This window comes from Methylobacterium nonmethylotrophicum (assembly GCF_004745635.1).
In the GTDB taxonomy this organism is placed as follows: domain Bacteria; phylum Pseudomonadota; class Alphaproteobacteria; order Rhizobiales; family Beijerinckiaceae; genus Methylobacterium; species Methylobacterium nonmethylotrophicum.
In genome coordinates, this window is sequence record NZ_SRLB01000007.1 from 1 (window position 1) to 26,956 (window position 26,956).

The following is a 26,956-nucleotide window of genomic DNA, read 5'->3' on the forward strand; positions in this document are numbered from 1 at the left end:
ACGCCCATGCCAAGCGGCCGGCCGTGCTGCTCGCCGGCGGCATCGGCATCACGCCGCTGCTGGCGATGCTGCGCCACATCGTCTACGAGGGCCTGCGCACCCGGGGCATCCGGCCGACCACCCTGGTCCAGGCGGCCCGCTCCAAGGAGGAGCGTCCCTTCGATAGGGAGGTGGCCGAGCTCGCCGCCGCGGCCGGGGGCGCGGTGAAGGTCGTGCGGGTGCTGAGCGCGCCCGGGGATGCGGTGGCGGGCGTCGACTACGATGTCACTGGCCGGATCGACATGGCGCTGCTCGCCCGCGTGCTGCCGTTCGGCGACTACGACTTCTACCTCTGCGGTCCGACCGCCTTCACGCAGGCGCTCTACGACGGGCTGCGCGACCTGAACGTCGCCGACGACCGCATCCACGCCGAGACCTTCGGCCCCTCGTCGCTGGTCAGGAGCGTGCCAGCGGACGCCGAGGCGGCCAAGCTGCCGCCTGCGTCGACGGAGCCGGTCCCGGTCGCCTTCCTGAACGCGTCTAAGGAGGCGCGCTGGACGCCGGGAGCCGGAACGCTGCTCGAATTTGCCGAGGCCCGCGGCCTCAGCCCGGAATTCAGTTGCCGGACCGGGACCTGCGGCACCTGCAGGACTAAGCTCCTGAGAGGTGCCGTCACCTACGCGAAAGCCCCCAGCGCGCCCCACGCCGACGACGAGGTGTTGATCTGCTCGGCCACCCCGGCCGCGGGCAGTGGGCCCGTCCATCTCGCCCTCTGACCGAAGGCGATGCCGAGGGTCACGTCCCGCCGGCCTGCCGCCCTCCCTCCCTCCCGACAAGCCTCCACCCGGAAAACCCCGAGGAGAAGTTGATGTCCCGTCCCCTGCGGCCGCCGTTCACCGAGGAGAGCGCCATCGAGAAGGTCCGCCTCGCCGAGGACGGCTGGAACAGCCGCGACCCCGCTAAGGTCGCCCTGGCCTACACGACCGACACCCGCTGGCGGAACAGGGCCGAGTTCGTCACGAGCCGGGAGGAGGCCCAGGCCTTCCTGACGCGTAAGTGGAACCGCGAGCTCGACTACCGCCTGATCAAGGAGCTCTGGGCCTTCACCGGCAACCGCATCGCGGTTCGCTACGCCTACGAGTACCGCGACGACAGCGGCCAGTGGTTCCGGGCCTACGGCAACGAGAACTGGGAGTTCGCCGAGGACGGGCTGATGCGGGCCCGCCACGCCAGCATCAACGAACACCCGATCCGGGAGGAGGACCGCAAGTTCCGCTGGCCGCTGGGGCGCCGCCCTGACGACCATCGGGGTCTCAGCCACTTCGGCTTCTGAACCGCCTTTCCAATATCAGGAGCCCGGCCATGTCTTCCTTCACCCTGGACGGGCGCGTGCGCCTGTCCGTCGCGCTCGCCCTGACCGACGACGGCCGCGACCCGCCCGTTTCTCCAGGGCGGGAAGCGGAGGCCCGTGGGCTCGGGATGTGCGGCGCCGAGGTCGACGCCGCGCGTCGCGGCCGGAGCTTCGACGCGCGCACGTCGCGGGCGCTGGCCCTGGCCCTGGCGGCGGCCTCGCGGGACGGCAGGCGCCTTCACGAGGAGCGTGCGCGGGCGCTGTGGTCTGGCATCCCCGCCGAGGTCTGCCGCGAGATCGAGAGCCTCGCCATAAAGCTCGCCGGCGACGGAGCGGCGCCGGACCCCGAACCCACGGTCGCCCGCGAAGGCTAGGCTTCCTGGCCCGGCATGCCGTTCACCATGGCGCGACGGCTTGGCGGCGCGCCCGCTCGAACAGCTGTATTCGTCAAAGCCATGATGGCCGGGCCGCTGGGGACGGGGGAGCAGGGACATGGACCGCTGGCAGGCCATGCGGATCTTCGCGAAGGTCGCGGAGACGGCGAGCTTCGCGGAGACCGCGCGCCTGATGCACATGAGCCCGCCGGCCGTGACGCGGGCCGTCGCCGCGCTGGAAGAGACCATCGGCGCCCGGCTGTTCGTGCGCACCACGCGCTCGGTGAAGCTCACCGAGGCCGGTGGCCGCTACTACGAGGATTGCCGGCGAATCCTTTCCGACATCGTCGAGGCCGAGGCCGCCGCCGCAGGTTCCTACGCGACGCCGTCCGGAACCCTCGCGGTGACAGCATCGGTCCTGTTCGGCCACATGCATGTGCTGCCCATCGTGACCGATTACCTCGACGCCTATCCGACCATGGCGGCACGGACGCTATTCGTTGACCGGCAGGTGAACATCGTTGAGGAAGGCATCGACGTCGCCGTGCGCATCGGCCACCTCTCGGATTCCGGCTTTACAGCCGCGCGGGTTGGGTCGGTGCGCCGCGTTGTCTGCGGCTCGCCGGCCTATTTCGAGCGGCACGGCGTCCCGCAGACACCGCAGGACCTGAGGGACCATCGCGTCGCCATGTCCACGGGCGCCTGGGCCTCGACGGAGTGGCATTTCGCGCAGGATCAGCGCGTGACGGTCCATCCCGCCCTGATGAGCAACACGAACGAGGCCGGCATCGCCGCTGCCCTGGCGGGTTGGGGCCTGACTCGGGTGCTGCACTACCAGATCGGCTCTGCCTTGCTGGAAGGCCGCCTGCAGGTCGTGCTCGCCGACTACGAGGAGGAGCCGCTGCCCATCCATGTAGTCTACCCCGAGGGGCGGCAGGCGCCGGCCAAGGTGAGGACATTCGTCGACCTGGCCGTGGCGCGGCTGCGGGCCAACCGCCTGCTCAACTGAGCGGGCGCAAGGTCGATGCGAGGCCTCAATCCGGGTCTGTTCGACCCGGCCGAGGTAAAAGGCACCAAGCGATCCTATCTATTCCGCAGGCGACAACAATGCCTTCCACACGACGCTGATTAACGCCTGCAAGCTGAACACCGATGATGTCTCCATGAGGCGGCGAGGTCCTCTACGCCCCCACGAAAGGAGACACCGATGAAACACCTTCTGCTTACCCTGATGCTCACGACGGCCAGCACCGTCCTTCCCCCTCATGCCAAGGCGGAGCAAGCCCCGGTCGCCGCTCAGGCACCGGCGACGGTCCACTACCGTTCCGCGACGGTCGACGGCGTGAAGGTGTTCTATCGCGAGGCCGGCCCGGCCGATGGCCCGGTCGTGCTGCTCCTGCACGGCTTCCCGACCTCCTCGCACATGTTCCGCAACCTGATCCCGACGCTCGCGGACCGTTACCGCGTCATCGCGCCCGACTACCCCGGCTTCGGCCAGAGCGACGCGCCCGACCACACCCAGTTCGCCTACACCTTCGGCCACTACGCCGACCTCGTGGACGGTCTGCTCGGCCAGCTCGGCTCCAAGTCCTACGCGATGTACGTGATGGATTACGGCGCGCCGGTCGGTTACCGCCTCGCCCTCAGGCACCCTGAGAGGGTGACCGGCCTGATCGTCCAGAACGGCAACGCCTACGACGAGGGGCTGCGCGAGTTCTGGGATCCGATCAAGGCCTACTGGGCCGACGGCTCGGCCAAGAGCCGCGAGGCGCTGTCGGGCCTGGTGACCCTCCCCACGACGATCTTCCAGTACACGGACGGCGTGAGGGACGTCTCCAGGATCAGCCCGGACAACTGGGTCCACGACCAGGCCCTGCTCGACCGGCCCGGCAACAAGGATGTCCAGCTCGACCTGTTCTACGACTACCGGACGAACGTGCCGCTCTACCCGCAATTCCAGGCGTTCTTCCGCGAGCGCAAGCCGCCGACGCTGATCGTCTGGGGCAAAAACGACAAGATCTTCCCCGAGGAAGGGGCGCCCCCCTACCTGCGGGACCTGCCGGACGCGGAAATGCACATCCTCGACACGGGCCACTTCGCGCTGGAGGACAAGCTCGACGAGATGGCGCCCCTCATCCGCGGCTTCCTCGACAAGCAGGTGGCGAAGCGCTGACCCTTCTGACGGGCCTGGCTGGTAGGCGCGACGCGGACCGCGCCCCTCTCTTGGGCGGCGCGGTCCTTGGCAATCTCGCCGCGTTTCGATGACCGTGAGAGCGGAGCATCTGCGGGGGAGACCTTGCGTCAAGGTTGGAAGTCGGTCGAGAGGCTGATCTCGCGCCAGGCACGCAGCTCGGCCAGCCGCGCCTCGTCGCCAGCCTCGGCCCGCGCGTAGGCGTCGCTACCCAGCACCAGGCGCAGCGGCGGGGCCTTTGCCGAGACCACGGCTATCATCGCCCGGGCGGCGCGCTCTGGGTCGCCGGGCTGTTTCCCGTCGTAGGCCCGCTGCATGGCGGCGACCTGGCCGACGGTCTCGGCGTAAGCCGGGCTGCCTTCCGCGATGCGCGTCGACGATCCCGCGAAGTCCGTCCGGAAGCCGCCAGGCTCCACGATGGTGACGTGCACGCCGAAGGGCTTCATCTCGATGGCGAGAACCTCGGAGAACCCCTCCACGCCGAACTTCGCGGCCGAGTACGGGCCGCGCCCGGTCGCGCCGGTTCGCCCCCCGATGGAGGAGACCTGCAGGAAGTGGCCACGTCGCTGCGCCCGGAACAGCGGGATGGCCGCCTTGGTGACGTTGACTACGCCGAACAGGTTCGTCTCGACCTGCGCCCGGAACGAGGCGAGGTCGGTGTACTCGATGGGCGCGAGGTCGCCGTACCCGGCATTGTTGACGACCACGTCGATCCGACCGAACCGCTCCGCCGTGGCCTCGACCGCCCGGCGCGCGCCTGCCTTGTCAGTGACGTCGAGGGGCACCGCTAGCACGCGCTCGCCGCCGGCCTCGACGAGGTCCGCGAGCGCGGCGGGATCGCGCGCCGTCGCGCAGAGCCGCTCCCCCGCCGCGACGACGGCCCGGGCCAACGCCCGGCCGAGGCCCCGCGACGAGCCCGTAACGAACCAGGTCCTGTCCATCTCTACCACCGCTTGTTCATGCTTCGACTTCGCCGAAATCGGTGGTCGCGAGTCTGCCCTCAAGCATCGCGTCGCGAACCTCTCTATTGCTGAGAGAGGAATAGAGGCGGGAACCGCCGTCCATTATCATCCTGGTCGAGAAGTGGCGGGCGCAGCGCCCCCCGACGACATCCCGACTCCGCAGGAGGTGATCATGAACACACTATCACTCGTCGGCGGCTCCCGCCTCCACCTCGCGCAGCGCCTCAGGGAGGTCGCTGCGAACACGCCGGCCGCCTACTTCGGCATAGTGTTGGGGCTGTCCGGCCTCGGCGGCGCTTGGCGCGCGGCCGCGCTCGCGTGGCACCTGCCCACGGTCGTAGGGGAGGCGGTCTACGTACTCGCCGGCGCAGTCTGGGCCGTGCTCGTCGTCCTCTATGCCCTCAAGGCCGTCCTCGCTCCCGACAAGCTGGCGGCAGAGGCGGCCCATGCGGTCCAGTGCTGCTTCATCGGCCTCGCCGGCGTTGCAACCATGCTCGTCGCGGGCGGGCTCATCCCCTACTCGGCCGGAGCCGCAACCGTCCTGTTCGGCCTCGGCTTCCTGTTCACGCTGGGCTTCGCGGTCTGGCGGACGGGCGGCCTCTGGCAAGGCGGTAGGGACCACGGTGCCACGACCGCGGTGCTGTATCTGCCGACCGTGGCTGGCAGTTTCGTCTCGGCTACGGTGGGCGCTGCCCTCGGTCTCGCCGATTGGGGCCAGCTCGCGTTCGGCGCCGGCCTGTTCTCCTGGCTCGCGATGGAATCGGTGCTGCTCCACCGCCTGCTTACCGGGACCGAGAAGCCCGCCGCGTTGCGTCCGACGCTGGGCATACAGTTGGCGCCGGCGCCGGTCGGTGCCGTGGCCTACCTCTCGGTCGGGGGCGGGGCGCCGGACCTCTTCGCGCATGCCCTGATCGGCTACGGCATGCTCCAAGTCCTGGTCCTGGCCCGGCTTGCGCCCTGGATCGCGAAGGCTGGCGCTGTCCCTGGGCTCTGGGCCTTCAGCTTCGGTGCCACTGCCATGGCCACGGCCCCGGTTCGCCTGGTCGCCCACGGCGATGCCTGAGCGCTCTCCGTCCTAGCTCCGGCGCTGTTCCTGGCCGCGAACGGCCTCGTCCTCGGCCTCGCCATCATGACCGTGACGCTACTGCTGCGGGGCAAGATGTTCGCTGCACCGACGGCAGTCAGCCAAGCCCGGACGTGACCGCGCCTGGGCATGCCATCAAGGAACCCGACGACTGCTTCCAAGCGGTTGTTAAGTGCCTCGCTGTTGAACCAACCGCTGATCACGGCGGAGCATTCTTGTTCGTGTTGCTTCGGCGGCGGTTCGTTGCCGAGCAGGTCCGGGCACATTAGCAACGGACGTAGCCTGGCCTTCGTCTGCCTGGCCTGTGGCCGCGAAGTTCACCCTAAGCTCCCGGCAAACCGCTCCGCCAGACGCCCCACCTTGAACGCCTCGCTCACCCAATCGACAAAGGCTCGCGTCTTCGCCGGCAGGTGGGTGCGCGAGGCGAAGTAGAGGGAGATCGCGCCGGCATCGGCGTACCAGCACGGCAGCAGGCGCACGAGGTCGCCCCGGTCCAGGTCGGGGCGCACGTCGGGGACCGCGACGAGCGTGATGCCGAGACCCAGCAGCGCCGCCTCGCGCATCGCATTGGCGTCGTTGACGATGATGCTCTCCCGCTGCCGGGCCACCACCTCGCTACCGCCTACGTCGCGCATCGCCCAGTGTCGGATGCGGCCGGTCTGGAGCGACCGCATGACAATCCCGTCGAACGCCTGGAGCCCTTCCGGGTCGGAGGGCGGCACCCGGCCCCGCATGTAAGACGGCGACGCCACCGCGATGATGTGGGCGGGGGCCAGGGTCCTGGCCACGATGCCGGATGACAGCGCGAAGCCGCCGCCGATGGCGGCGTCGTACCCCTCTGCGATGAGGTCGACCTGACGGTTCTCGAAGTGCCATTCCGGCCGGATGAGCGGATAGCGGGCAAGGAAGCCCGGCAGGAGCGGCAGGACGTGGCTCACTCCGAAGGTCGGCGCCAGGCTGACCTTGAGCGTGCCGGCCGGTTCGCCGCCGTCCGCGGAAACGCTGGCAATCGCGGCCTGCAAGCCTTCCAGGTTACCGGCAATGGCCTGGCGGAAGCCCTCGCCGGCCTCGGTCAGGGTGAGCTTGCGCGTCGAGCGGTGAAACAGCCGTACGCCGAGGTTGCGCTCCAGCATGGCCACGTTGCGGCTCACCGCCGCCGGGGTCAGCGACAGCCGCCGGGCGGCCTCGGAGAAGCTGCCGCACTCGGCACTGCGCACGAAGGCTTCGAGGTTGGCCAAGGTTTCCATGCCGGCGCCTTCAACGATCCGTTGAAAGCCTAACAACTCACTCAAGGCTAAACCAGGAGGAGTTCCCGGGCCATCCTCATCCGCGTCGAACAAGCGACGGAGCAATGACATGACCCAGGTATCCCACCCCCTCGCCGGCAAGGTGGCGCTCGTGACCGGCGGATCGCGCGGCATCGGGGCGGCCATCGTCCGCCGCCTTGCCCGTGACGGCGCCGACGTCGCCTTCAGCTACGCTGCCTCGCGCGAGCGGGCCGAGGACGTCGTCCGCGAGGTCGAGGCGCTCGGCCGGCGGGCGGTCGCGATCAAGGCGGACCAAGCCATCGCCACGGAGGTCGAGTCCCTCGTGCGGGGGGCGCACGCCGCGCTCGGTCGCCTCGACATCCTGGTCAACTCCGCGGGCGTGTTCGTCACCGGCATGGTCGACGACGCCAATGCCGACCGCGCCCCGTTCGACCGGCAGCTCGACGTGAACGTCAAGGGCGTGGCCGCGGCGGTGCGCGCCGCGGTGCCGCTGATGACGGACGGCGGTCGCATCGTGTCCATCGGGACCACCGGTGCGGTCCACGTACCGTTCGCCGGCGCCGCGGACTACGTCGCCACCAAGGCGGCGGTCGCGGCCTACACCCGCGGCTGGGCCCGCGACCTCGGCCCCGGCAACATTACCGTCAACGTGGTCCAGCCCGGCGCGATCAACACCGACATGAACCCGGAGGACGGACCCTTCGCCGAGACGCTGAAGGGCCTCGCCGCCCTCGGCCGCTACGGCCAGCCGGAGGACATCGCGGGGGCTGTCGCCTTCCTAGCCGGGCCGGACGCCGGGTACGTCACCGGCGCCACGCTGAACGTCGACGGCGGTCAGTCCGCCTGACCCTCGACCCATTATCAAGGAGACAGCGCATGACCTCCATCGGCATCATCGGCGCCGGACAGATCGGCCGCGCCATCGCGGCGGCGCTCGCACGCCACGCCGTTCCCGCGACGCTCGCCAACAGCCGCGGGCCGGAGACTTTGGCCGCAACCATCGCCGAACTCGGCGAGACCATCTCGGCAGGCACTCGCGAGGAGGCCGCCTCGAAGGACATCGTCTTCGTCGCCGTGAACTGGTCGAAGCTGGACGCGGCCCTTGCCGACCTGCCGGACTTCGCCGACCGCATCGTCGTCGACGCCAACAACCCCATCGAGGCGCCGCTGTTCAAGCCGTTCGACCTGGGCTCCCGCTCGTCGTCCGAGATGTTTGCAGGCCTGGTTCCCGGAGCTCGGGTCGTGAAGGCGTTCAACCATCTGCGGCCGAGCCTCGTCTCCGGCGACCCGGCCGACCGCGGCGGCCGCCGCGTGCTGTTCTACTCTGGAGACGACGCACGGGCGAAGGCTGAGATCGGGGCCCTGATCGACCGGCTCGGCTTCTTCGGCATCGACCTGGGCTCGCTTGCCGTGGGCAGCCGCCTCGTCCAATTCCCGGGCGGGCCCCTGCCCGCGCTCGACCTCGTCAAGTTCGACTGATCCGCCAACCCGGTCGTCATCTAAAGGAGACATCCCATGTCGGAAACCACATCGACCACCCGGGGAGCGGCGGAGCCTGATTACGACAAGCTGCTCCGGGCGAACCTGGAGCGCGTCTTCAACGAGCGCGACGCGGACAAGCGAGCCACGGCCTTGGCCGAACTCTTCGTCGAAGAGCCGGTCATGTACGAGCCGACCGAGGTCGTGCACGGACGCCAAGCCATCTCGACGGTTGCCGGCAATCTGCTCGACCAGTTCGGACCGACATTTCGGTTCACCCCGGTCGGTCGCGCGGTCGGGCACCATGGACTCGGTTCTTTAACCTGGCAGGCGGGTCCGGAAGGCGGTCCCGTCGCGGTCACCGGCACGGACGTGGCCGAGATCATGGACGGAAGGATCGTTCGTCTCTGGGTGCTCCTGAACCCGCCCGCCGCATGAAGCCAGGCCCCGGTTGACAGAAGTCCTTTCAAGCAACTAATGAAGTTGCATGAGACGAGATGGCAGATTGTCGGGCGTGCTGCACGTCCTCCTCCACATGGCCGAGGCCGACGGCCCGGTGACGTCCGAGCGGCTGGCCATGATGATGGGGACCAACCCGGTCGTGGTGCGCCGGACGATGGCGGGCCTGCGCGACCTGGGGCTCGTGGCTTCCGGGAAGGGGCATGGCGGCGGCTGGACCATTGCCTGCGACCTCGCCCGGGTGACCTTGCACGATGTCTACGTCGCGCTCGGCTCCCCGGAGGTGTTCGCGATGGGACACCGGAGCGAAGAGCCGACCTGCCTCGTCGAGCAGGCCGTCAACGCGGCCCTCGCGGACGCATTTCGGGATGCCGAGGCACTGCTGCTCTCGCGCCTGGGTGACGTCACGCTGGCCCGTCTCAGCGCCGATTTCCACGCGCGCTTGGCCAACCGCGGACCGTGCGGGCAGGAGGCCCCATCCGATGACGCATAGCGCGCAGCCTGAACCGACCAACTTCGTGGCTGCCTTTTCGGACCCGGAGGCGGTCGCACGGTATGCCGACGGACCGCCCCGTTTCGTACCGGGCTTCGAGGCGCTGCACAGGATGACCGGCATCCTGCTGGCCGAACACGCGCCGGCCGATGCGAGCATCCTGGTGCTCGGGGCCGGAGGCGGACTGGAACTCCGGGCATTGGCCGAGGCGCATCACGGCTGGACGTTCGTCGGCGTCGATCCCGCCCGGGAGATGCTCCGCCAAGCAGAGCGCACACTCGGGTCGCTGATGGACAGGGTCACTCTCGTCGAGGGCACCATCGACGACGCGCCCGACGGCCCCTTCGACGCGGCGACCTGCCTGCTCACCCTGCACTTCCTCGACCCGGCGGCGCGCGAGGACACGGTCCGAGCCATCCACCGGCGCCTGAAGCCGGGCGCCCCGTTCGTTGCGGCGCACGGAAGCTTCCCGCAGGACGACAGCCGCTCGCGATGGATCGCGCGGTACGAGGCCTATGCGGTCGCGTCCGGCGCCGACCGAGACCAGGCGGCGAAGGCGCGGAGCGCCGTGGAGGCCCACCTGCACACCCTCGCGCCCGAGACGGATGCCGCCGTGCTCCGGGCGGGCGGCTTCCGGGACGTCGAGCTCTTCTTCGCCGCCTTCACGTGGCGCGGATGGATCGGGCGGGCATGCCAGGACAAGGGGTGACCCACGGCTCAGGCCTCTGCGCAAAGACGGTTGCCGACGAGGTCATCGGCTCGGGAACGCATCCTTGACGAGGGGACGGAACGCAGCCGGCAACTCGACCTCGCCGAAGCGACGGGAGGTCGTCCATCGGATAACGTCGAGAGGGTGGCAACGGTTGGATCAAGACCTGGAGCCATTCCGTCTCAAGTCGACGCACTCCGCGCGCAGGACCACGGATTCCGCCGGTGCTTCGGTCGACGGCCCCTCCCCTCACGGGTCCAGGAGGGCACGCTCATTCGCGGCATCGAACTTGGCAACGTCGCCCGTCATCCGCCCTTGCCATCGCTCCACGAAGGCCACCGTGTCCCCGGCAGCCAGATGGGCGTCGAGCGCCGCCTGTTCGCGCCAGCGCTCGATGACGAGCATGCGGCCCTCCTCGATCCCATCCGGCGCGACGGCGAAGAACAGGCAGCCGTCGCGGGCGCGCGCCGTCCTCGCGAACGCAGCCATGCCGGCGACGAAGGCTGCCGCATCCGACGGCGCGACAAGAACGTATCCGGTCACGATCAGCATGGATGTCCTCCCCTGGCCGGCCGCCGGTTACGCGACGGTCAGCACGATCTTGCCCTGGATGCCGCCAGTCTCGGCGCGCTCATGCGCGCGGGCCGCCTCCGCGAGCGGAAAGGTGCTGTCGATGACGACCCGAACGGTGCCATCGTCGAGGAGGCGGGCGGCCTGCGCGAGCTGGTCACCGCTGGAGCGGACCTGCGTCGTCGACACGATGACGCCCAGTCGGCCGGCCTCCTCGTACGCGTCGAAGCCGAGCGGAAAGACGGGATAGAGGGCGCCGCCCCGCTTCAGGGTTTTCAGGAAGCGCGACGCCGCCTTGCCGCCGACCGCGTCGAGCACGACGTCGACGCCACGGACGACCTCGTCGGCCGCCGCCTTCGCGTAGTCGATGAACGCGTCGGCGCCGAGGTCGCGCATCAGTCCCTCGTTCTTGCCCGAGGCGACCGCGATCACGCGCGCCCCCTGCCAGCGGGCGAGCTGGACGGCGAGATGCCCGACGCCGCCCCCGGCACCGTTGACCAGCACCGTCTTGCCGGCGAGCGGCACGGGCGCGTGGGGAGAGGACTGGAACGGGTTCGGCGCGTCGTGGCCCAAATCGACCAGGAACTGCCAGGCGGTGAGCAGCGACATGGGCGCCGCCGCGGCCCGGACGTGGTCGATCCCGACCGGCTTCGGCGCCAGTTCCGAGACCGGCACGCTGACGTATTCCGCGTAGGCCTTGCCGCCTTTCATCGCGTCCTCGGGGAAGCGGACCATGGCGTAGACCTCGTCGCCGACGGCGAACTCCGCCACCTCCGCCCCGAGCCCATGGACGACGCCCGAGATGTCCGAACCGAGGATCAGGGGAAAGTCGGGATGGGGCTGCCATTCGGGCGGCAGGGCGCGGTAGCCGTCGCGCAGGTACCAGTCGGGCGGGTTGAGGCCGACCGCGCGCACGCGCACCAGCACCTCGCCGGCGGCCACCGCCGGCACCGGCGCATCCTCGTAGCGCAGCACGTCGGGGCCCCCAAAGGCATGCAAGCGGACAACTTTCATCATGTCGCTCATCGAACCCTCCATCACGTCATCGAACGCGACGTCGATTTAGCCCCCGGGCATTCCCTTGATTATCAGGCCGGACGGCAGTTCAATCATGCCATGAAGGAACAGATGGCACTGGAGCGGCTGGCGGGCTTGGCGGCCTTCGCACGCGCGGGCTCCCTCGGGAGCTTCACGGCCGCAGCCCACGCCCTGTCGATCTCGCCGTCCGCCGTCAGCAAGAGCATCCAGCGCCTGGAGGCCCATCTCGGCGTGGCGCTGTTCACGCGCACCACGCGCTCCCTGACGCTGACCGCCGAAGGGAAGGACCTGCACGAGCGGGCGGTCAGGCTGCTGCGCGAGGCCGAGGAGATCGAGCAGGCCGCGATAGCCGCCCGGTCCGAGCCGGCGGGCTCCTTGCGGGTCGCGGCGTCCTTGCCGGTCGGCGTGCACGTGATCGCCCCCGCATTGCCGGCCTTCCGCCGCAGCCATCCGCGGGTGAGCGTCGACCTCCGGCTGAGCGACCGAATGGTCGATATCGTGGACGAGGGAATCGACGTCGCGGTGCGGATCGGCGAACTCGACGACACGCGGCTCCTGTCGCGCCGGCTCGCACCGCATCGAATGTGCTGCTTCGCCTCGCCCGCCTATCTCGACGCCCGCGGCACACCGCGGCATCCCGACGAACTCGTGGGCCACGAGACGGTCGTTCTGCGCTACCAGAGCACGGGCCAGGTGCTGCACTGGCCGTTCCGCATCGAGGGCCAGGTGGTGGAGATGACGCCCCCGACCGGGCTGTCGGTCGACGTCAGCGAGGCGCTGGTCGCTGTGCTCGCCGCGGGCGGAGGCATCGGGATGGCCGCGACCTTCGTCACGGCACCCTACGTGTCGCGGGGCGAACTGATACCGGTCCTGTCGCGCTTCGCCGTCCCGCGCGACAACGTCACGGCGCTCTGGCCGGCAAGCCGTCGCACCAACCCCGCCGTCCGAGCGTTCCTCGCGACGCTGCAGGAGACTTTCCGGGAGCGCATGGCGGCGGCGACCACGTGAGGCACACCTCACGGTCGCCGTTCCGGCCGCCGTCGCCGGCTTCCGGGGGGCCGTCCATTAGGCGCCGAAGGCACCGTCGATGGTGTGCATCGCACCCGTCACGAAGCTCGCTTCCGGACCGGCGAGCCAGGCCACCATCCCGGCAACCTCCTCGGGCCGCCCGTGGCGTTTGATCGCCATAAAGCCGTGCATCAGCTCCCGCATCGGCCCGTTCTCGGGGTTGGCATCCGTATCGACCGGGCCGGGCTGCACGACGTTGACCGTGATGCCGCGGGGCCCGAAATCCCGTGCCAAGCCCCGCGCCAGGCCCTGGAGGGCGGACTTGCTCAGCGCGTAGGACGCCATTCCCGCAACCGGCATGCGGTCGCCGTTCACGGAGCCGATCACGATGATCCGCCCGCCCTCCGGCATCCGCCGGGCCGCTTCGACCGAAGCGTGGTAGGGGGCGTGGACGTTAACCCGGAAGAGCCTGTCGATCTCGTCCGGGTCCTGCTCCAGGGCGTCACCGAAGATCGCGAAGCCCGAATTAACCACGAGGACGTCCAGGGGCCCGCTCTCGCGCACCGTCGCGATGACTGCGTCCCGGTCGGCGCTGTCGGTCCGGATCGCCTTGCCGCCGGTCTCGTCGGCCAGGCGCTCCGCCGCCTCGCGCGATCCAGCGTAGGTGAAGGTGACCGACGCGCCCTCCGCCGCGAAACGGCGCACGATGGCCGCTCCGATCCCTCGGCTCCCGCCCAGGACCAGCACCGATTTTCCCTTGAACGTCCCCATGGCAGCCTCCTTGAGGATTAATTTACGAGCCGCTACATAAAGCGGGCCACGGTAGCGGTCAACGATTTTTATAATGGCCAGTACAAAAAGCGGTCGCCCAAGGGGCCGGCCCCGGCGTTTCGACCCTGACGACGCCGTCACCGCCGCCAGGGAGCTCTTCCACGCTCGCGGCTACGACGCCGTCAGTGTCACGGACGTGACCGAGGCGCTCGGCATCAACCCGCCGAGCTTCTACGCCGCCTTCGGCAGCAAGCTCGGGCTCTACGCCCGTGTCCTCGAGCGCTACGCCGACACGGGCGCCCTCCCCTTCGCGGATATCTTGCGACCGGACCGCCCCGTGGCCGAATGCCTAGCAACGCTCTTGGAGGAAGCAGCCCGCCGCTATGTCGCCGATCCGGCGGCGGCCGGTTGCATGGTGGTGGAAGGCACCCGCTGCGACGATGCGGAGGCTCGCAAGGCGGCCCGCGCCTACAATGTCGCCGCGGAAGCGTTGATCCGCGACTACGTCGCGGCGCGCCACCCGGAAGACGCCGAGCGCGTTACGGATTTCGTCGCGACGACCATGTTCGGCCTCTCCGCGAAGGCGCGCGCAGGGCACGGGTTTGGCAAGCTCCTCGCAACCGCACGCCTAGCCGGCTCCGCCATCGCGTCCGCACTCCCCGGATGACCCTGGCGTAGCTTGGCCGGGGCGGCGCGGATCCGGCGCGTGCTGGGCGTGCCTTGCACGGTAGGTGCGGAGGCGCGCGAGTGTGCCCCGCCGCCCTGTGACGTGTCTCGGCCAGCCTGCGCCCGGGCGCGGGTGCTGGCCGATATAGCGCGGACGACCGGATGGACACGTCACCTTCCGGGCCGACCATCTGAGGTCCCAATGCCGGCACGTCCTCGGCGCGGCGTTGGGAGGCCGCGTGGGCACAGGACTGCGGAAAGGGCCGGCGATTGCGACCTGAAGCCGGGTCCACACCGCGCTCGTCGGGTCCTGCTGGCCAGGGGGTTACAACCCCAGCAGCTCGGCCGTGCGGAAGGATTCTGGGGGCGGGAAGAGGCCTTTGCTCGTCGTCAGGGCGAGGGGGCTCCGGCTGTTCGCGACCGACCCGCCATCTGAGCCAGCACGCCTCCGCCGATGACGAGAGCTCCACCCACCAAGCCGCCGTACGTCGGGACGGCATGGAGAAGAACCGCGTCGAGAGCCATGGCCCAGAGCAGGCCGGAGAACTGCCACGGTGCAAGCCGCGACGCTTCTCCCCGATGCAGCGCCGCCGCGATGCAAGCCAGGGCGGCCGTTTGGACGACCGTTACCAGCAAGACGAGGGCTGCAGCCCCGGAACTGACTGGCCGCCAGTCCGCGGCCACCGGCACTACCAGTAGGACGACGCCAACCAAGGCGACTTGCAGGATCGTGTCGAGGGTCGTGGCCGCATCGCGGAGGCGTCGGATCAGCACCTGATAGAGGGTGTAGGTGACCGCACCTCCGAAAGCTGCCGCGATCCCGAGCGCGCTCCCCTCCCCGCTCGGTCTCACGATCAGCAGCATGCCGGCAAAGCCGAGCAGGGTACCGAGCCAGCGGCCGGACGGCACGCGCTCACGGAGCAGCAGGCCGCTCAGCAGGGTCAGCATCAACGGAGCGGTGAAGCCGAGCGCCGAAGCGGCGGTGACCGGCATCAGGGCGTAAGCCAGCACCGCAAGGGCGTTGGACGCGACGAGCGCCGCCGCAGCGGCACGTTGCTCCCAGGCCTTGTCGGGGCGCATGAGGCGGCGCCACGTCAACGGACTTCCGGGCCAAGCCGCCGCGCACATGCCGACGACGAGGATGACGGCGCATCGCAGGAAGGTGACCTGAAGCGGGCTGAGCCCGTTGCCGGTGACAAGGCTCTTCGACAGGGCGTATCCCAAGACGTAGAGCAGGCCGGCAAGGACCGTGAGGCCAATCGCAACCAGGGCCGAGGGAGCACGCGCCCGGGCCATCGTGCTTGGTGTCATCGTCATCTCACATCGACCTTGCTCGCCCGTGGCGCCGTCCATGGCATGTCCTTCCGCTCGGACCGGGGCGATGCCGGACGGCGTGCCGAGTAGGCGGAAGCCTTCCTTGCGGCCCTCCTAGATCTTGCCGAACGACGCGGAGCAGTCGAGGGTCTCGGTCCACGGTTTGGCGACCGGCAAGCGGCCGTGGGTCACCTCCGCCAGGAGCCGTGCGGCAGCTCGCCTTCGCGGGTCGCGGCGTGGAGGGCTTGTTCGAGGCCATTCCGGTCCAACGGGATGCAGTAGGCCGGCTTGGCGCGCTCAAACCGCCAACTCCCTGCTAGACCGCCGGCATCCAAGGCTTCGAACCCGAACGCCTCATGGAGGCCTGCGACCACGGCCTTCGCCTCGGGGTCGTTCCCAGCGATGGGAAGGGCGCGTCGGCCCGAAGGGACCGGCGGGCGGTTGTCCTCCGGCAGGTCGCGGGCGAGGATGGCGTTAAACGCCTTGATGAGGCGGGAACCGGGCAACTCGGCTACGACGAGCTCGCTCGTGGTCGTGGTGCGCGCGTCCAGTTCCGCCACCGGGCCGTCGCGCTCCGGGCAGTAGTTCATCGCATCGATGACGACCTTGCCCGCGAGGACCTTCCCCGGAAGGTGGTTCCAGGCCGCGAAGGGGATGGCGAGAACAGCGATCTCCCCAAACTCCGGCGCCTGGTCCACGCTGCCGACCTCACAGCTGATGCGCGCGGCAAGCACTCTCAACTGTTCCGGGTGTTGTGAACTGAGCATCACACAGTGTCCACGGTCGACCGCAAGCTTGGCAAGCGCTTTTCCGATCAGGCCCGCACCCAGTATGCCGATCTTCATGTTGGTCCTCCATCGGTCGTGACCTTCCCAGCCGCAACGGCTTGGAGCTACTGACGGAGAAGATGTCGTTGCCTGGGCGACTGGATTAGAGCGCGACCGGATGCGACGATGCAAAGCGCTGCTTTGCAATCGGGATGGATCCATGGACCGACTGACGAGCATGGATGTATTCGTCCGAGCCGTCGAGGCCGGGTCCTTCCGGGCCGCGAGCAAGGGGCTCGGCATCTCGGCCCAGATGGTCGGCGCCCATGTCCGGGCCCTGGAGGAGCGGCTCGGCGTCCGGCTGCTCCATCGCAGCACCCGGGCGCAGAGCCTCACGGAAGTCGGTCGGAGCTACTACGAACGATGCAGGGTCGTGCTAGCTGAGGTTGCCGCCGCGGAGGCCGTGGGCAGGGAGGGCGACGACGAGGTTCGGGGCGAGCTCACGGTCTCCGCGCCGGACACGTACGGGGCAGCGGTGCTGATGCCGCTCCTCAACCGCTTCCTAATGCTGCATCCGAAGGTGCCGCTCGACCTTGCACTGTCGGACCAGCCGGTCGACCTCGTCCGCAGCCGCGTGGAGGTGGCGGTGCGGCTGGGAGACCTGCCGGACAGCAGCCTGATATCGCGTCGGCTCGCCGATTACTGCCTGACGCTCTGTGCCGCGCCGGACTACCTCGCCTCGGCCGATCCAGTGGAAGCGCCGAAGGACATCGCCCGGCATCGTTGCCTCGCCTATCGATGGTGGACCGGGGCGTTGTGGCTGGACTGGCGGCTCGAAAGGGCCGGCGATACGGGGTCCGCCCCAAATCGTCGTCGCCAGCACCACCGTCCCCGCCACGACGTCGCGCACGCCCTTGAGACGGAGCCACCGGGCGACGTTGGCACCGGGTTCGGGCAGAGGGAGGCCGAAACTCCGTGCCGCGTCCCAGGTCCTGAAGAGGTACATCAAGCCGATGACGAGGATCCCAAGCGCAGACAAGGCGACACCGTGCGAGAACTAGGACATCCGACAATCTCCTACGACCGAGTCGGGCTGCCGGACTATGGGTGCATCTCGGTCGGCCGGATCTCGGGATGGGAAGTCGGGAAGTGCATGTTTGCCTAGCTACGCCCGCGGCTTCCTGACCTGAATGGGAAGGCTTCGGCCAACCAATCGATCACGACTCGCACGCGCGCCGCATCGGCTGCCCCGCTGTGCATCACCAGCCACTTTGGCACGTGGAAGGCGGGCGAGTAGCCAAGTCGGATGAGGTCCGGCTCGCGTTCAGCAATGAAGTCGGGCAGAACGACCGCGCCAATGCCGAGGCGACACGCCGCAACAGCTTCCCGCAGCGTCGTAACCCGCAGGACGGTCTCGGCCTCTGATAGGTTCCTGCGCACCCATTGCTGGGCCGGAAGCCGTTCCAGCGCGGGCGAGCGCGAGATCAGGGGCAACTGTTCGAGCGACGTCCCGGTCGGGCAGTGCCGCTCGGCGAAGCCGCGGCTCCCGTAGAGTGAGAAGGGGAAGTCTGCCAAGCGGCGGACGCGCACGTGGCTGCCGCCTTCCGGCCGAACCGAACGGAAGGCCAGGTCCACGTCCATCCGGTTGACGTTAGTCAACTCGACGCCCGTGATGAGCTCCAGGCGGAGGCCGGGATGACTGTCGAGGAGCGCTGGCAAGAGAGGGATCAGCAGGTACTCGGCGAACTCCGGCGGTGCGGCCAGGCGCACCTCGCCCAAGGGATTGGCGTTGGTACCGCCGTGCCGTCCGATAAGACCGCGGACCGTCTCCTCGGTCCGGCCCGCGTCGGCGAGGAGGGCGCGTCCGGCCTCGGTCAGCTCGTAGCCGGTGGGAAGGCGAACGAAGCAGGTCGCGCCGAGGGCGCGCTCAAGCGACTGAATGCGCCGCCCGACGGTGGCGCTGCTGGACGAGAGCGCCGACGCCGCACCTGCCAGGGTGCCGCTACGCGCTACCGCCAGGAAGAAGCGCAGGTCGTCCCAGTCCAATGCTGACGTCCTCCGGGAGGCGAGCAAGCCGGTCGTTACCTAACGGGGTGGCGGAAGGATACGGGGATGGCGTTGCAGAAGCGAAAGAGCGACATTCATTTTTGCACGGATGACACCGGGCGCAACCGGGCCAAGTTACAACCCTGCATCACGCCGCTGGACGCCCGAAGGTCATGACTTGTCTGCCATGCCGACGCTTCGATGCCTTCGTCAGCCAACCGCTCGGGCGGTCGCTTCGTGGTTCCGTGAACGCCGACGCCACCTCGGCGGGCGCACGGGGCCCGATGCGACGAGGAACCCTTTCCCCGGAACCGCATCCGCCCATGGCGGAAGTGGTCGGCAGCCGACCTGCCGTATCGCCCACCTCACGGCAGGTCGGCCGTCCGCGAACCGCATGACCGCGATTGGTAGCCCATGAACCTGAACGTCCCGCCCTACCACGTGCAGTCGACCGCCCAGCTAATGCGCGACGGCTTCCCGTATTTCAGCCACCACGATGCCGTCTCGGTACTGTGGTCAAGAAAGTGGCGCGCGCCCTGCGCGGCCGGCATCTACCCATTCACGGACGCGCACGTCGCCGACTTCGGCCCTATCTTCGCGGAGCTGATTGCCGTCTCGGGGGACGATCCGGCCATCCTGTACAGGCCTGACGACTACGCCGCACCGTTCCTTCCGGCGGGACGGCGCCTCGTTGACCAAGCGGAGGATGCGGCGTCGGGCGGCAGGACAGAGGAGGCGCGCGACCTCTTCCTGCGGGCCGCGGCGGTGTACCGGATCGCCCGGTTCCCGATCAACCGCTCGCCCTTGGGCCAGGGGGCGTGGACCAAGGGGAAGGCGGCCTACGAGAAAGCCGGGGCGCTCCTCGATCCGCCTAGCACGCCCGTGGTCATCCCCTTTACCCATGCCAATGCTTCGGCCGGGGACACGCCGGTCGACATCCCGGCCTACCTGCGGCTGCCGAAGGGCAGCAAGCCCGCGGCGGGCTGGCCGGTGCTCCTTTTCATCTGCGGGCTCGACGCTTACCGGACCGACCACACGCCACGCACCCAGCAACATGTCGAGCGCGGCTTCGCCACCCTCAGCTTCGAGATCCCCGGCACCGGCGACTGCCCGGCGGCGCCCAACGACCCGTCCTCGCCGGACCGGCTCATGAGCAGCATCCTCGACTGGGTCGCGGCGAACGCCGCCGCGTACGGGTTCGACCCGTCGCGCGTGGTGGCGCGCGGCATCAGCACGGGCGGCTACTACGCCTTCCGCATCGCGCACACCCACGCCGACCGGCTCCTTGCCGTCGTGGCCCAGGGCGGCGGCTGCCATCACATGTTCGACCCGGTCTGGATCCGCGCCCAGGACCAGATGGAGTATCCCTTCGCCCTGGCCGAGGCGCTCGCCTACAAGTTCGGCTATTGCGACGCCGACCCGGCAGCCGCGGTCGAGCGCTACGCGGCCGAGGGCCGGAAGTTCAGCCTGGTCGAGGCTGGCATCGTCGGAACGCCTGCGTGCCGGATGCTCGTCATCAACGGCATGGAGGATTCCATCTTCCCCATTGAGGACAGCTTCATCGTCGCGACGCAGGGCACGGGCAAGGACCTCGTTGCGCGGGGCGACCGCATGCACATGGGCAACCCGGGTACCGAGGAGATCCTGTACCGGTGGATCGACGACGCGCTCGCCGGCAGGCCCTGAGGCATCTCCACCATACGAGGGGACTGTCAGCGCTTGGATATCCCCCCATGGACACCGAACTGTGTGACGGTGCGCAGTCGAAGCGAGCCCGCCAACGACTCTCCGGCGGTGTCCTTAGCAAGACGGTCGTGATCGACGACGCAGACGCCACGTTCCTGGCTCGCTGCGGGCACCCGTGATGGGTTGTGTCGGCCGTCATCCGCCAGCTCAGCCGGCCTCGGCGAGGGAGCCGGCTCATGATGTCCATGTTGCGGAGCACTGTCAGCTTTGCTGAATCCCTGTTATTGTTCAATTATATAACGTCTAACCTCAAATCGATTGAGCTCACAAGACTTGGGTAGCGCCAGCGTGGCTACAGTGAGGCACGTCGGTGAGCTTGAATTTTTCGAAAGATAATTAGGTGAAGGCGTCGAAAATCGAGGCTGCAGTCAGGTGGTCGCGAAAGTAGAGTATTTTTTCCTTTTGAGCAGCGTGTCGATGCGGATCTCTTAATCTCGAACGCCGGAGCTCTCGATGAGTGCGCTATTGCGCGATGAATAAATGGGCGGAAGGTGTTCCGAAACGGAAAAACTCGATCAGTGCCCGCAGCGGCGCGGACAGATGCCGACGTCCGGAATAGTAGAGGTGAAAGCCCGTAACGGGCTGGCACCATTCGTCCAGCACCCGCACCAGGCGGCCGGCCGCGATGTGTTCCGAAACGACATCTTCGAGGATGTATGCGAAGCCGATTCCGGCCAGTGCCGCCCCGATGATCAAGTTCGTGTCATTGACCGTGATCACAGCATCGACCCTAATCTCTACAGTTTCGCCACTGCGTTCGAACCGCCAACGGTAGACTGCCCCATCACGCGCCCAGCGATAGTTGATGCATCGATGTTCGCGCAGGTCACTGGGCGTCGCAGGTGAGCCTCGCGATGCCACGTATGCGGGAGATGCGACCACCGCCACGCGCAGATGCGGCGTCAACGGTACGGCGATCATATCGCCATGAACATGTGACCCGGACCGGATGCCGGCATCGAAGCCCTCTGCGACGATGTCGGCCATGCCGTCATCGATCATTAGGTCGAAGACGATGTCCGGGTAAAGTTGCGTAAATTGCCCAAGCCGGGGGATGAGCACGGCTTCCGCAGCGAGCCGAGGCAAGTTCAGGCGCAGCCGGCCGCGTGGCCGATCACTGAATGCGCCGACCTCACTGACGGCCTGCTCGATCTCCGCCACCGCCGGAACGAGGCGCTCCAGCAGTGCGGCGCCCGCTTCCGTCGGCGCGACGCTACGCGTGGTCCTGTGGAGAAGTTTCGCGCCCAGCCGTTCTTCCAGCGCGCGGATGACATGACTGAGCGCGGACGGGGTCACGCCGAGGCGGGCGGCGGCTCTTCGGAAGCTGCGCTCCTGGGCAACAGCGGCAAAGGCCCTCAACTCCGCGAACTCCGTTCCGCGTATCATTGCTGCATCCTGCTCAACAGCCAATCAAAATCATACTGCATTGTTGCGATCAATCTCAACTGGCACATGTCCATTGTGATCTCACAGCCAAGGATCGACGATGTTGAATGACAAGCAGAACGGCGTGACGGAACTCTCCGGGAAAGTCGCATTGGTGACGGGTGGCGGCACCGGCATCGGCCGTGCTGCGGCACGATCGTTCGCGACGAAGGGCGCCTCCGTCGTGGTCGCCGGACGTCGGCGGGCGGAGCTCGATGCCGTCGTCGGCGAGATCGAAAGCTCCGGCGGCCGAGCCGAGGCGATCACGACGGACATCTCGGACGAGGCTGACGTCACAGCCCTGATCAAGGAAGTGGTCGAGCGGTTTGGCCGCCTGGATGCGGCGTTCAACAACGCGGCCACCAGCAACGGTGGCCCGATCGAAACACTGACGATGGCAGACTTCGACCGTGTTATGGCGACCAACGTCCGCGGCGTTTGGAATTTGATCCGACAGGAAGTCATCGCCATGCGTGCGCTGGGACATGGCGGCGCGATCGTCAATACCTCATCGATCGCAGCGACTGGAGGCAATGCTGGCCTCTCGATCTATGGTGCGAGCAAGGGCGCGCTCGATGCGATGATTCGTCATGTCGCGATCGAGGTTGGGGGCGACGGGATCCGGATCAACAACGTCAGCCCGGGCCTTACCCGGACACCCATGACAGCCAGTTATCCCGCAGAATTGTTCACCGCGTTCGCCGCACATACGGCGCTCAAGCGGGTCGCGGAGGCCGACGATGTCGCAGATGCGGCTGTCTGGCTGTGTACGGACGGCGCACGCTTCGTGACCGGGCAGAGCCTCCTCGTCGATGGAGGCTACAACATCGCCGGCGCTCGATAATCGTCGCATCAACACGGCGTGCCGGTTCGGTCGGCACGCGCGGCTGTCGGACGGGGCGGCGGAGCGGTCCCGCGGTCGTCCCTCCGACGCGACAGCCCGCCGGCGGAGGCGGAACTCAGGTCGGCTGCGCCACCGTCGTGCCCTGCTTCGTTTCCGTTTTGCGGCGGGACAGCAGGGCGGAGAGCTTGTCCATGTAGATGTAGATCACCGGGGTGGTGAACAGCGTCAGCACCTGCGACACGAGCAGTCCGCCGACGATAGTGTAGCCGAGCGGCTGCCGGAGCTCCGAGCCCGTGCCAGTGCCGACCATCAGCGGGACGCCGCCGAGCAGCGCGCACATCGTGGTCATCAGGATCGGCCGGAAGCGCAGCAGGCACGCTTCGTGGGCGGCCTTCTCGGCGTCGAGGCCGCGCTCCCGCTGCCCTTCGAGCGCGACGTCGATCAGCATGATGCCGTTCTTCTTGACGATGCCGATCAGCAGGATGATCCCAATGATGCCAATCATGTCGAGCGGCCGCCCCGTCAGCATCAGCGTCGCGAGTGCGCCGAGGCCGGCCGAGGGCAGCGTCGACAGGATGGTCAACGGATGGATCGTGCTCTCGTAGAGCATGCCGAGGATGATGTAGACCGCGAACAGGGCCGCCAGGATCAGTGGCGGCGTCGAGCCGAGCGAGGTCTGGAACGCCTGGGCGTTGCCCTGGAAACCGCTGGCGAGGGATTTCGGCGGATGCAAGTCGGCGACCGCCTTCTCCACGGCCGCGACCGCCGCGCCGATCGTGGCGCCCGGCGCGAGGTTGAAGCTGATGGTCACCGCGGGGAACTGGCCCTGGTGGTTGACCGCCACCGGCGCGACCCCCGGCACGAGCCGGGCGATCTGGCTGGGCGGGACCGACGTGTCGTTCTGCGAGCGGACGTGGATTCGCTGCAGGGCGTCCGGTCCGAGCTGGTAGCGCGGGTCGACCTCCAGGATGACGTAGTACTGGTTCAGGGCCGTGAAGATGCGGGCGACGTGGCGCTGGCCGAAGGCGTCGTAGAGCGTGGCGTCGACAATCGAGGGGTCGATCCCGAGGCGCGAGGCGGCGGTCCGGTCGACCTCGGCCGTCAGGATCCGGCCGGCCGCTTGCCGGTCGCTAGCGACCGAGGCCAGCTCGGGCAGCGTCTTCAGCGCTGCCAGGACCTTCGGGGCGAACCGCGCGAGCGCGTCGCTGTCGACGTCGGTCAGGGTGAACTGGTACTGCGTCTTCGACAGCCGCGCCCCGATGGTGATGTCCTGGGCCGCCTGCATGTACAGCGTCATGCCCTGGACCTGCCGCAAAGCCGCGGACAGCCGCGCGATGACCTGGTCAGCGGTCACGTCGCGCTCGCTCTCCGGCTTCAGCTGGATGAACACGCGGCCGTCGTTCTCGGTCACGGTCGGACCGCCGGGCCCGATATAGCCAACCACGTTGGCGACCGCAGGGTCGCGGCCGACGATGGCGAGCACGGCCCGCTGGCGCTGCTTCATGCCCTCCGGCGAGACGTCCTGGGCCGCCTCGCTGATCCCCATGATCAGGCCGGTATCCTGCTGCGGGAAGAACCCCTTCGGGATGACCCAGAACAGGTAGCCCGTCAGGGCGACCGTGCCGAGGAACGTCATCAACGTGAGGAGGCGGTGGTGCAGCGCGATCGTCAGGCCGCCGTCATAGCGCTCGTTCAGCCAGGTGAAGAACCGCTCGAGCGCGGCCGAGACCCCGTTCGGCGGCCGTGCGTTCCCGGCCGGAAGAAGCTTGGCGCAGAGCATCGGGGTCAGGGTTAGAGAGACCGCGACCGAGACGAGGATCGAGACCGCCACCGTGACGGCGAATTCCCGGAACAGCAGGCCGACGACGCCGCTCATCAAGAACAGCGGGATGAACACGGCCACGAGCGAGAACGAGATCGACAGGATGGTGAAGCCGATCTCGCCGGCCCCGTCGAGCGCCGCCTGCAGCGGCGTGGCACCAGCCTCGATGTGGCGGACGATGTTCTCGACCATGACGATGGCGTCGTCGACCACGAAGCCGATCGCGATCGAGAGCGCCATCAGCGACAGGTTGTCCAGGCTGTAGCCCAGCACGGACATGACCGCGAAGGTGCCGACGATCGAGATCGGTACGGAGATCGCCGGGATCGCGGTCGCCCAGAGCCGGCGCAGGAACAGCGCGATGACGCCGACCACCAGTGCGATGGTCAGGAGCAGCGTGAAGCGCACATCGCTGATGCTCGCCTGGATCGTCACCGTGCGGTCCGACACGATGGCGAGGTCGATGCCGGGCGGCAACGAGGCGCGCAAGCGCGGCAGGGCCTGCTTGATGTCGTCCACGGTCGAGACGACGTTGGCGCCGGGCTGGCGCTGGATCGCCAGGATGACCGCCGGCTTCTGCCCGCTCCAGCCGCCCTGGGTGACGTCCTGCGGCGCCTTCACCACGGTCCCGATGTTGCGCACCAGGATGGGCGCGCCCTCGCGGTAGGCGACGATCGCCTCCGCAAACTGGGCGGGCGTCATCAACTGGTCGTTCGTCTCCAGGGCCACGGCCTGTTGCCGGCCGTAGAGCTGGCCCTTGGGCTGGAGAACGGTGAGGTTCGACAAGGCCGTGCGGACGGTCTCGAAGTCGAGATCCTCCGCGGCGAGCAGCGCCGGATTGACCCGGATGCGGATAGCCGGCTGCTGCAGGCCGCCGACCGCGACGGTACCGACCCCGGGCATCTGCGAGAGCTTCTGCGCCAGGATCGAGTAGGCGTAATCGCTGACCGTCATGATCGGCAGCACGTCCGAGCTGAGCGCGATGAGCAGGATCGGAGCGTCGGCCGGATTGGTCTTGCGATAGGATGGCTGCGAGAGAAGACTCGCCGGCAGCAGTCCTTGCGTCGCGTTGATCGCGGCCTGCACGTCGGTGGCGGCCGAGTCGACGGTACGGCTGCGGCTGAACTGCAGCGTGATCGACGTGAAGCCGACGCCGCTGCTCGACGTCATCTGTGTGAGGCCGGGAATCTGGCCGAACTGCCGCTCGAGCTGCGTCGCGACGGAGGAGGCCATGGTGTTCGGGTCGGCCCCGGGCAGTTGAGCCGTCACCTGGAAGGTCGGCGAGTCGATGTTGGGCAGGGCCGCGACCGGCAGGAGCGTGTAGCTGATCGCGCCCAGCACCACGACCGCGACCATCATCAGGGCGGTGGCGATCGGGCGCGTGATGAAGCCGGCCGAGAGGTTCATGGCAGCATCCCGGCGCTGGCGGTCGTGGTGTCGGGTACCTGATCGGGGCCGGCCGCGACCACGGCGGTGCCCGGCACGAGGTTGTACTGGCCCTGTACCACCACCATTTCGCCGGCCTTCAGCCCCTCCGAGATCAGCGCGACGCCGCGGACCCGCTGACCGACCTGCACCGGACGGATCGCCGCCGCGTGGTCATCCCCGACGACGAAGACGAACGGTCCCTTGTCGTTCTGCTGGACGGCGTCGGTCGGGACCGTTAGCGCGCCTTTGACGATCGAGGTCGTGATCTCGACATTCGCGAAGGCCCCCGGCCAGAGCTGGCGCTCGGCATTGGGGAAATTGGCCTTGAGCCTGACCGTGCCTGATTTCGGCTGGGCCTCGTTGTCGATCAGCAGCAGGGAGCCGGTGTCGAGCTTCCGGGTGCCGGCCTGATCGTAGACGGCGGTCGGAACGGGGCCGCGGCCCAAGGCCGCCTGAACCTGCGGGATCTCGTCCGTCGGCAGGGTGAAGATGACGCTGATCGGTTGGACCTGGGTCAGCACCACGACGCCACCCGGGTCGGACGGCTGGACGACGTTGCCGATGTCGATCAGCCGGATGCCAGTGACGCCGTCGAACGGAGCCCGCAAGGTCGCGAAGTCGAGCTCCGTCTTGGCATAGTCGATGGCGGCCTGGTCGCCCCTCACGGCGTTCTCGGACTGGGCGATCTGGGCCTTCTCGCCGGTGACCGACTGCTCGGTGGCGTAGCCGCGCTGCAGCAGCGGCTCGTTGCGCTGGAGGTTGGTCTGCCGGTTCGTCAGCAGGGCCTGATCGCGCCCGAGCTGGGCCTGCGCGGTGCCGAGCCTGGCCTGGTAGATGCGCGGATCGATCCGGGCCAGGACGTCGCCGCGCCGGACGCTCTGCCCCTCGGTGAAGGCGACGCTCTCGAGGTAGCCGGTGACCTGGCTGCGGATCGCCGCCCGGTTCAGGGCCTGGACCGTGCCGATGCCCTTGAGGATGATCGGCACGTCCTCCTGCTTGACCGTCGCGGTGACGACCGGAACGGGGGGCGGAGGGGCTGCCGGCTTCTCAGGGGCGGCGTTCTCGCGGTGGCGCATGAACCCGAAGCCCAGGCCGAGGGACCCCAGGATCAGGACCGATGTAACTGCGCCGCGGCCGGACCTGCGTGTCATGGATCGCGAGC

The 26,956-nt window shown here is 68.5% G+C and carries 25 protein-coding genes and 3 pseudogenes; 16 read left to right on the forward strand and 12 right to left on the reverse strand.

What is annotated here, in order from left to right; genetic code table 11:
- The 5 genes from EU555_RS10595 to EU555_RS10615 all read left to right on the forward strand — a co-directional run.
- Positions 1-755 (forward strand): flavin reductase family protein (locus tag EU555_RS10595; protein WP_135414637.1); only part of this gene is annotated, 755 nt, incomplete at its 5' end.
- Between the two features lie 92 nt (positions 756-847).
- A complete protein-coding gene (locus tag EU555_RS10600) occupies positions 848-1,312 on the forward strand; it encodes a nuclear transport factor 2 family protein (RefSeq protein WP_135414638.1) in 465 nt (154 codons plus the stop codon).
- A 29-nt stretch (positions 1,313-1,341) separates the two neighbouring features.
- Entirely contained in the window at positions 1,342-1,704 is a 363-nt protein-coding gene (locus EU555_RS10605) for a hypothetical protein (protein WP_205820881.1), read from the forward strand.
- A 118-nt stretch (positions 1,705-1,822) separates the two neighbouring features.
- Entirely contained in the window at positions 1,823-2,713 is an 891-nt protein-coding gene (locus EU555_RS10610; RefSeq protein WP_135414639.1) for a LysR family transcriptional regulator, read from the forward strand.
- 198 nt (positions 2,714-2,911) lie between these two features.
- On the forward strand, positions 2,912-3,877 hold the full coding sequence (locus EU555_RS10615) for an alpha/beta fold hydrolase (RefSeq protein ID WP_135414640.1): 966 nt from the start codon (positions 2,912-2,914) through the stop codon (positions 3,875-3,877).
- Positions 3,878-4,005: 128 nt separating this feature from the next.
- Here the strand turns inward: EU555_RS10615 and EU555_RS10620 are convergent, their stop codons facing one another.
- Positions 4,006-4,836, reverse strand: coding sequence for an oxidoreductase (locus EU555_RS10620; RefSeq protein ID WP_135414641.1), 831 nt, complete (start codon positions 4,834-4,836; stop codon positions 4,006-4,008).
- 193 nt (positions 4,837-5,029) lie between these two features.
- Between EU555_RS10620 and tehA the strand changes: the two are divergent.
- Positions 5,030-6,058 (forward strand): annotated as a pseudogene (gene tehA, locus EU555_RS10625) (dicarboxylate transporter/tellurite-resistance protein TehA).
- A gap of 200 nt (positions 6,059-6,258) precedes the next feature.
- Here the strand turns inward: tehA and EU555_RS10630 are convergent.
- Positions 6,259-7,188 (reverse strand): LysR family transcriptional regulator, encoded by a 930-nt coding sequence (locus EU555_RS10630; protein WP_135414642.1) that lies wholly within the window; start codon positions 7,186-7,188, stop codon positions 6,259-6,261.
- 109 nt (positions 7,189-7,297) lie between these two features.
- Between EU555_RS10630 and EU555_RS10635 the strand changes: the two genes are divergently transcribed.
- From EU555_RS10635 to EU555_RS10655, 5 genes are read left to right on the forward strand one after another with little or no spacing between them, the layout of a single operon-like run.
- The gene (locus tag EU555_RS10635) at positions 7,298-8,056 is read left to right on the forward strand and encodes an SDR family oxidoreductase (RefSeq protein ID WP_135414643.1); all 759 of its coding nucleotides are present in this window, start codon (positions 7,298-7,300) and stop codon (positions 8,054-8,056) included.
- A 29-nt stretch (positions 8,057-8,085) separates the two neighbouring features.
- The gene (locus EU555_RS10640) at positions 8,086-8,688 is read left to right on the forward strand and encodes an NADPH-dependent F420 reductase (protein WP_135414644.1); all 603 of its coding nucleotides are present in this window, start codon (positions 8,086-8,088) and stop codon (positions 8,686-8,688) included.
- Positions 8,689-8,724: 36 nt separating this feature from the next.
- Complete coding sequence (locus EU555_RS10645) at positions 8,725-9,126, forward strand: nuclear transport factor 2 family protein (protein WP_135414645.1); 402 nt, start codon at positions 8,725-8,727, stop codon at positions 9,124-9,126.
- Between the two features lie 49 nt (positions 9,127-9,175).
- On the forward strand, positions 9,176-9,640 hold the full coding sequence (locus EU555_RS10650; RefSeq protein WP_135414646.1) for an Rrf2 family transcriptional regulator: 465 nt from the start codon (positions 9,176-9,178) through the stop codon (positions 9,638-9,640).
- Between the two features lie 25 nt (positions 9,641-9,665).
- On the forward strand, positions 9,666-10,349 hold the full coding sequence (locus EU555_RS10655; RefSeq protein ID WP_245524240.1) for a class I SAM-dependent methyltransferase: 684 nt from the start codon (positions 9,666-9,668) through the stop codon (positions 10,347-10,349).
- A gap of 249 nt (positions 10,350-10,598) precedes the next feature.
- On the opposite strand, the gene EU555_RS10660 is transcribed toward EU555_RS10655, so the two are convergent.
- Positions 10,599-10,901, reverse strand: a complete 303-nt coding sequence (locus tag EU555_RS10660) for a putative quinol monooxygenase (RefSeq protein ID WP_135414648.1) — start codon at positions 10,899-10,901, stop codon at positions 10,599-10,601.
- A 27-nt stretch (positions 10,902-10,928) separates the two neighbouring features.
- Complete coding sequence (locus tag EU555_RS10665; protein WP_135414649.1) at positions 10,929-11,945, reverse strand: NADP-dependent oxidoreductase; 1,017 nt, start codon at positions 11,943-11,945, stop codon at positions 10,929-10,931.
- A 90-nt stretch (positions 11,946-12,035) separates the two neighbouring features.
- Between EU555_RS10665 and EU555_RS10670 the strand changes: the two genes are divergently transcribed.
- Positions 12,036-12,965 (forward strand): LysR family transcriptional regulator, encoded by a 930-nt coding sequence (locus tag EU555_RS10670; RefSeq protein WP_135414650.1) that lies wholly within the window; start codon positions 12,036-12,038, stop codon positions 12,963-12,965.
- Positions 12,966-13,022: 57 nt separating this feature from the next.
- On the opposite strand, the gene bdcA is transcribed toward EU555_RS10670, so the two are convergent.
- A complete protein-coding gene (gene bdcA, locus EU555_RS10675) occupies positions 13,023-13,736 on the reverse strand; it encodes an SDR family oxidoreductase (protein WP_135414651.1) in 714 nt (237 codons plus the stop codon).
- Positions 13,737-13,809: 73 nt separating this feature from the next.
- Between bdcA and EU555_RS10680 the strand changes: the two genes are divergently transcribed.
- Positions 13,810-14,403 carry a TetR/AcrR family transcriptional regulator gene (locus tag EU555_RS10680; protein ID WP_135414652.1) on the forward strand — a complete coding sequence of 198 codons (594 nt, stop codon included), beginning with the start codon at positions 13,810-13,812 and terminating at the stop codon, positions 14,401-14,403.
- Positions 14,404-14,792: 389 nt separating this feature from the next.
- Here the strand turns inward: EU555_RS10680 and EU555_RS10685 are convergent, their stop codons facing one another.
- Entirely contained in the window at positions 14,793-15,755 is a 963-nt protein-coding gene (locus EU555_RS10685; protein WP_135414653.1) for a DMT family transporter, read from the reverse strand.
- Positions 15,756-15,904: 149 nt separating this feature from the next.
- Entirely contained in the window at positions 15,905-16,561 is a 657-nt protein-coding gene (locus tag EU555_RS10690; RefSeq protein WP_135414654.1) for an NADPH-dependent F420 reductase, read from the reverse strand.
- 160 nt (positions 16,562-16,721) lie between these two features.
- Here EU555_RS10690 and EU555_RS36930 point away from each other — a divergent pair.
- A pseudogene (locus EU555_RS36930) lies at positions 16,722-17,291 on the forward strand (LysR family transcriptional regulator); the annotation flags it as partial.
- Between the two features lie 102 nt (positions 17,292-17,393).
- Here the strand turns inward: EU555_RS36930 and EU555_RS36935 are convergent.
- Both EU555_RS36935 and EU555_RS10700 read right to left on the reverse strand, forming a co-directional pair.
- Positions 17,394-17,489: pseudogene (locus tag EU555_RS36935) on the reverse strand (DUF4267 domain-containing protein); the annotation flags it as partial.
- A 155-nt stretch (positions 17,490-17,644) separates the two neighbouring features.
- Entirely contained in the window at positions 17,645-18,529 is an 885-nt protein-coding gene (locus tag EU555_RS10700) for a LysR family transcriptional regulator (RefSeq protein WP_167858508.1), read from the reverse strand.
- Between the two features lie 414 nt (positions 18,530-18,943).
- On the opposite strand from EU555_RS10700, the gene EU555_RS10705 reads away from it, so the two are divergent.
- Positions 18,944-20,215, forward strand: a complete 1,272-nt coding sequence (locus tag EU555_RS10705) for an alpha/beta hydrolase family protein (RefSeq protein ID WP_135414657.1) — start codon at positions 18,944-18,946, stop codon at positions 20,213-20,215.
- 522 nt (positions 20,216-20,737) lie between these two features.
- Here EU555_RS10705 and EU555_RS10710 read toward each other — a convergent pair.
- Positions 20,738-21,661 carry a LysR family transcriptional regulator gene (locus EU555_RS10710; protein WP_135414658.1) on the reverse strand — a complete coding sequence of 308 codons (924 nt, stop codon included), beginning with the start codon at positions 21,659-21,661 and terminating at the stop codon, positions 20,738-20,740.
- A 100-nt stretch (positions 21,662-21,761) separates the two neighbouring features.
- On the opposite strand from EU555_RS10710, the gene EU555_RS10715 reads away from it, so the two are divergent.
- Positions 21,762-22,544 carry an SDR family NAD(P)-dependent oxidoreductase gene (locus EU555_RS10715; protein ID WP_135414659.1) on the forward strand — a complete coding sequence of 261 codons (783 nt, stop codon included), beginning with the start codon at positions 21,762-21,764 and terminating at the stop codon, positions 22,542-22,544.
- Positions 22,545-22,659: 115 nt separating this feature from the next.
- Here the strand turns inward: EU555_RS10715 and EU555_RS10720 are convergent, their stop codons facing one another.
- Positions 22,660-25,773 carry an efflux RND transporter permease subunit gene (locus tag EU555_RS10720; protein WP_135414660.1) on the reverse strand — a complete coding sequence of 1,038 codons (3,114 nt, stop codon included), beginning with the start codon at positions 25,771-25,773 and terminating at the stop codon, positions 22,660-22,662.
- Positions 25,770-26,945, reverse strand: a complete 1,176-nt coding sequence (locus EU555_RS10725; protein WP_245524241.1) for an efflux RND transporter periplasmic adaptor subunit — start codon at positions 26,943-26,945, stop codon at positions 25,770-25,772. Before EU555_RS10725 ends, EU555_RS10720 begins: the two co-directional genes overlap by 4 nt.
- Positions 26,946-26,956: the final 11 nt, after the last annotated feature.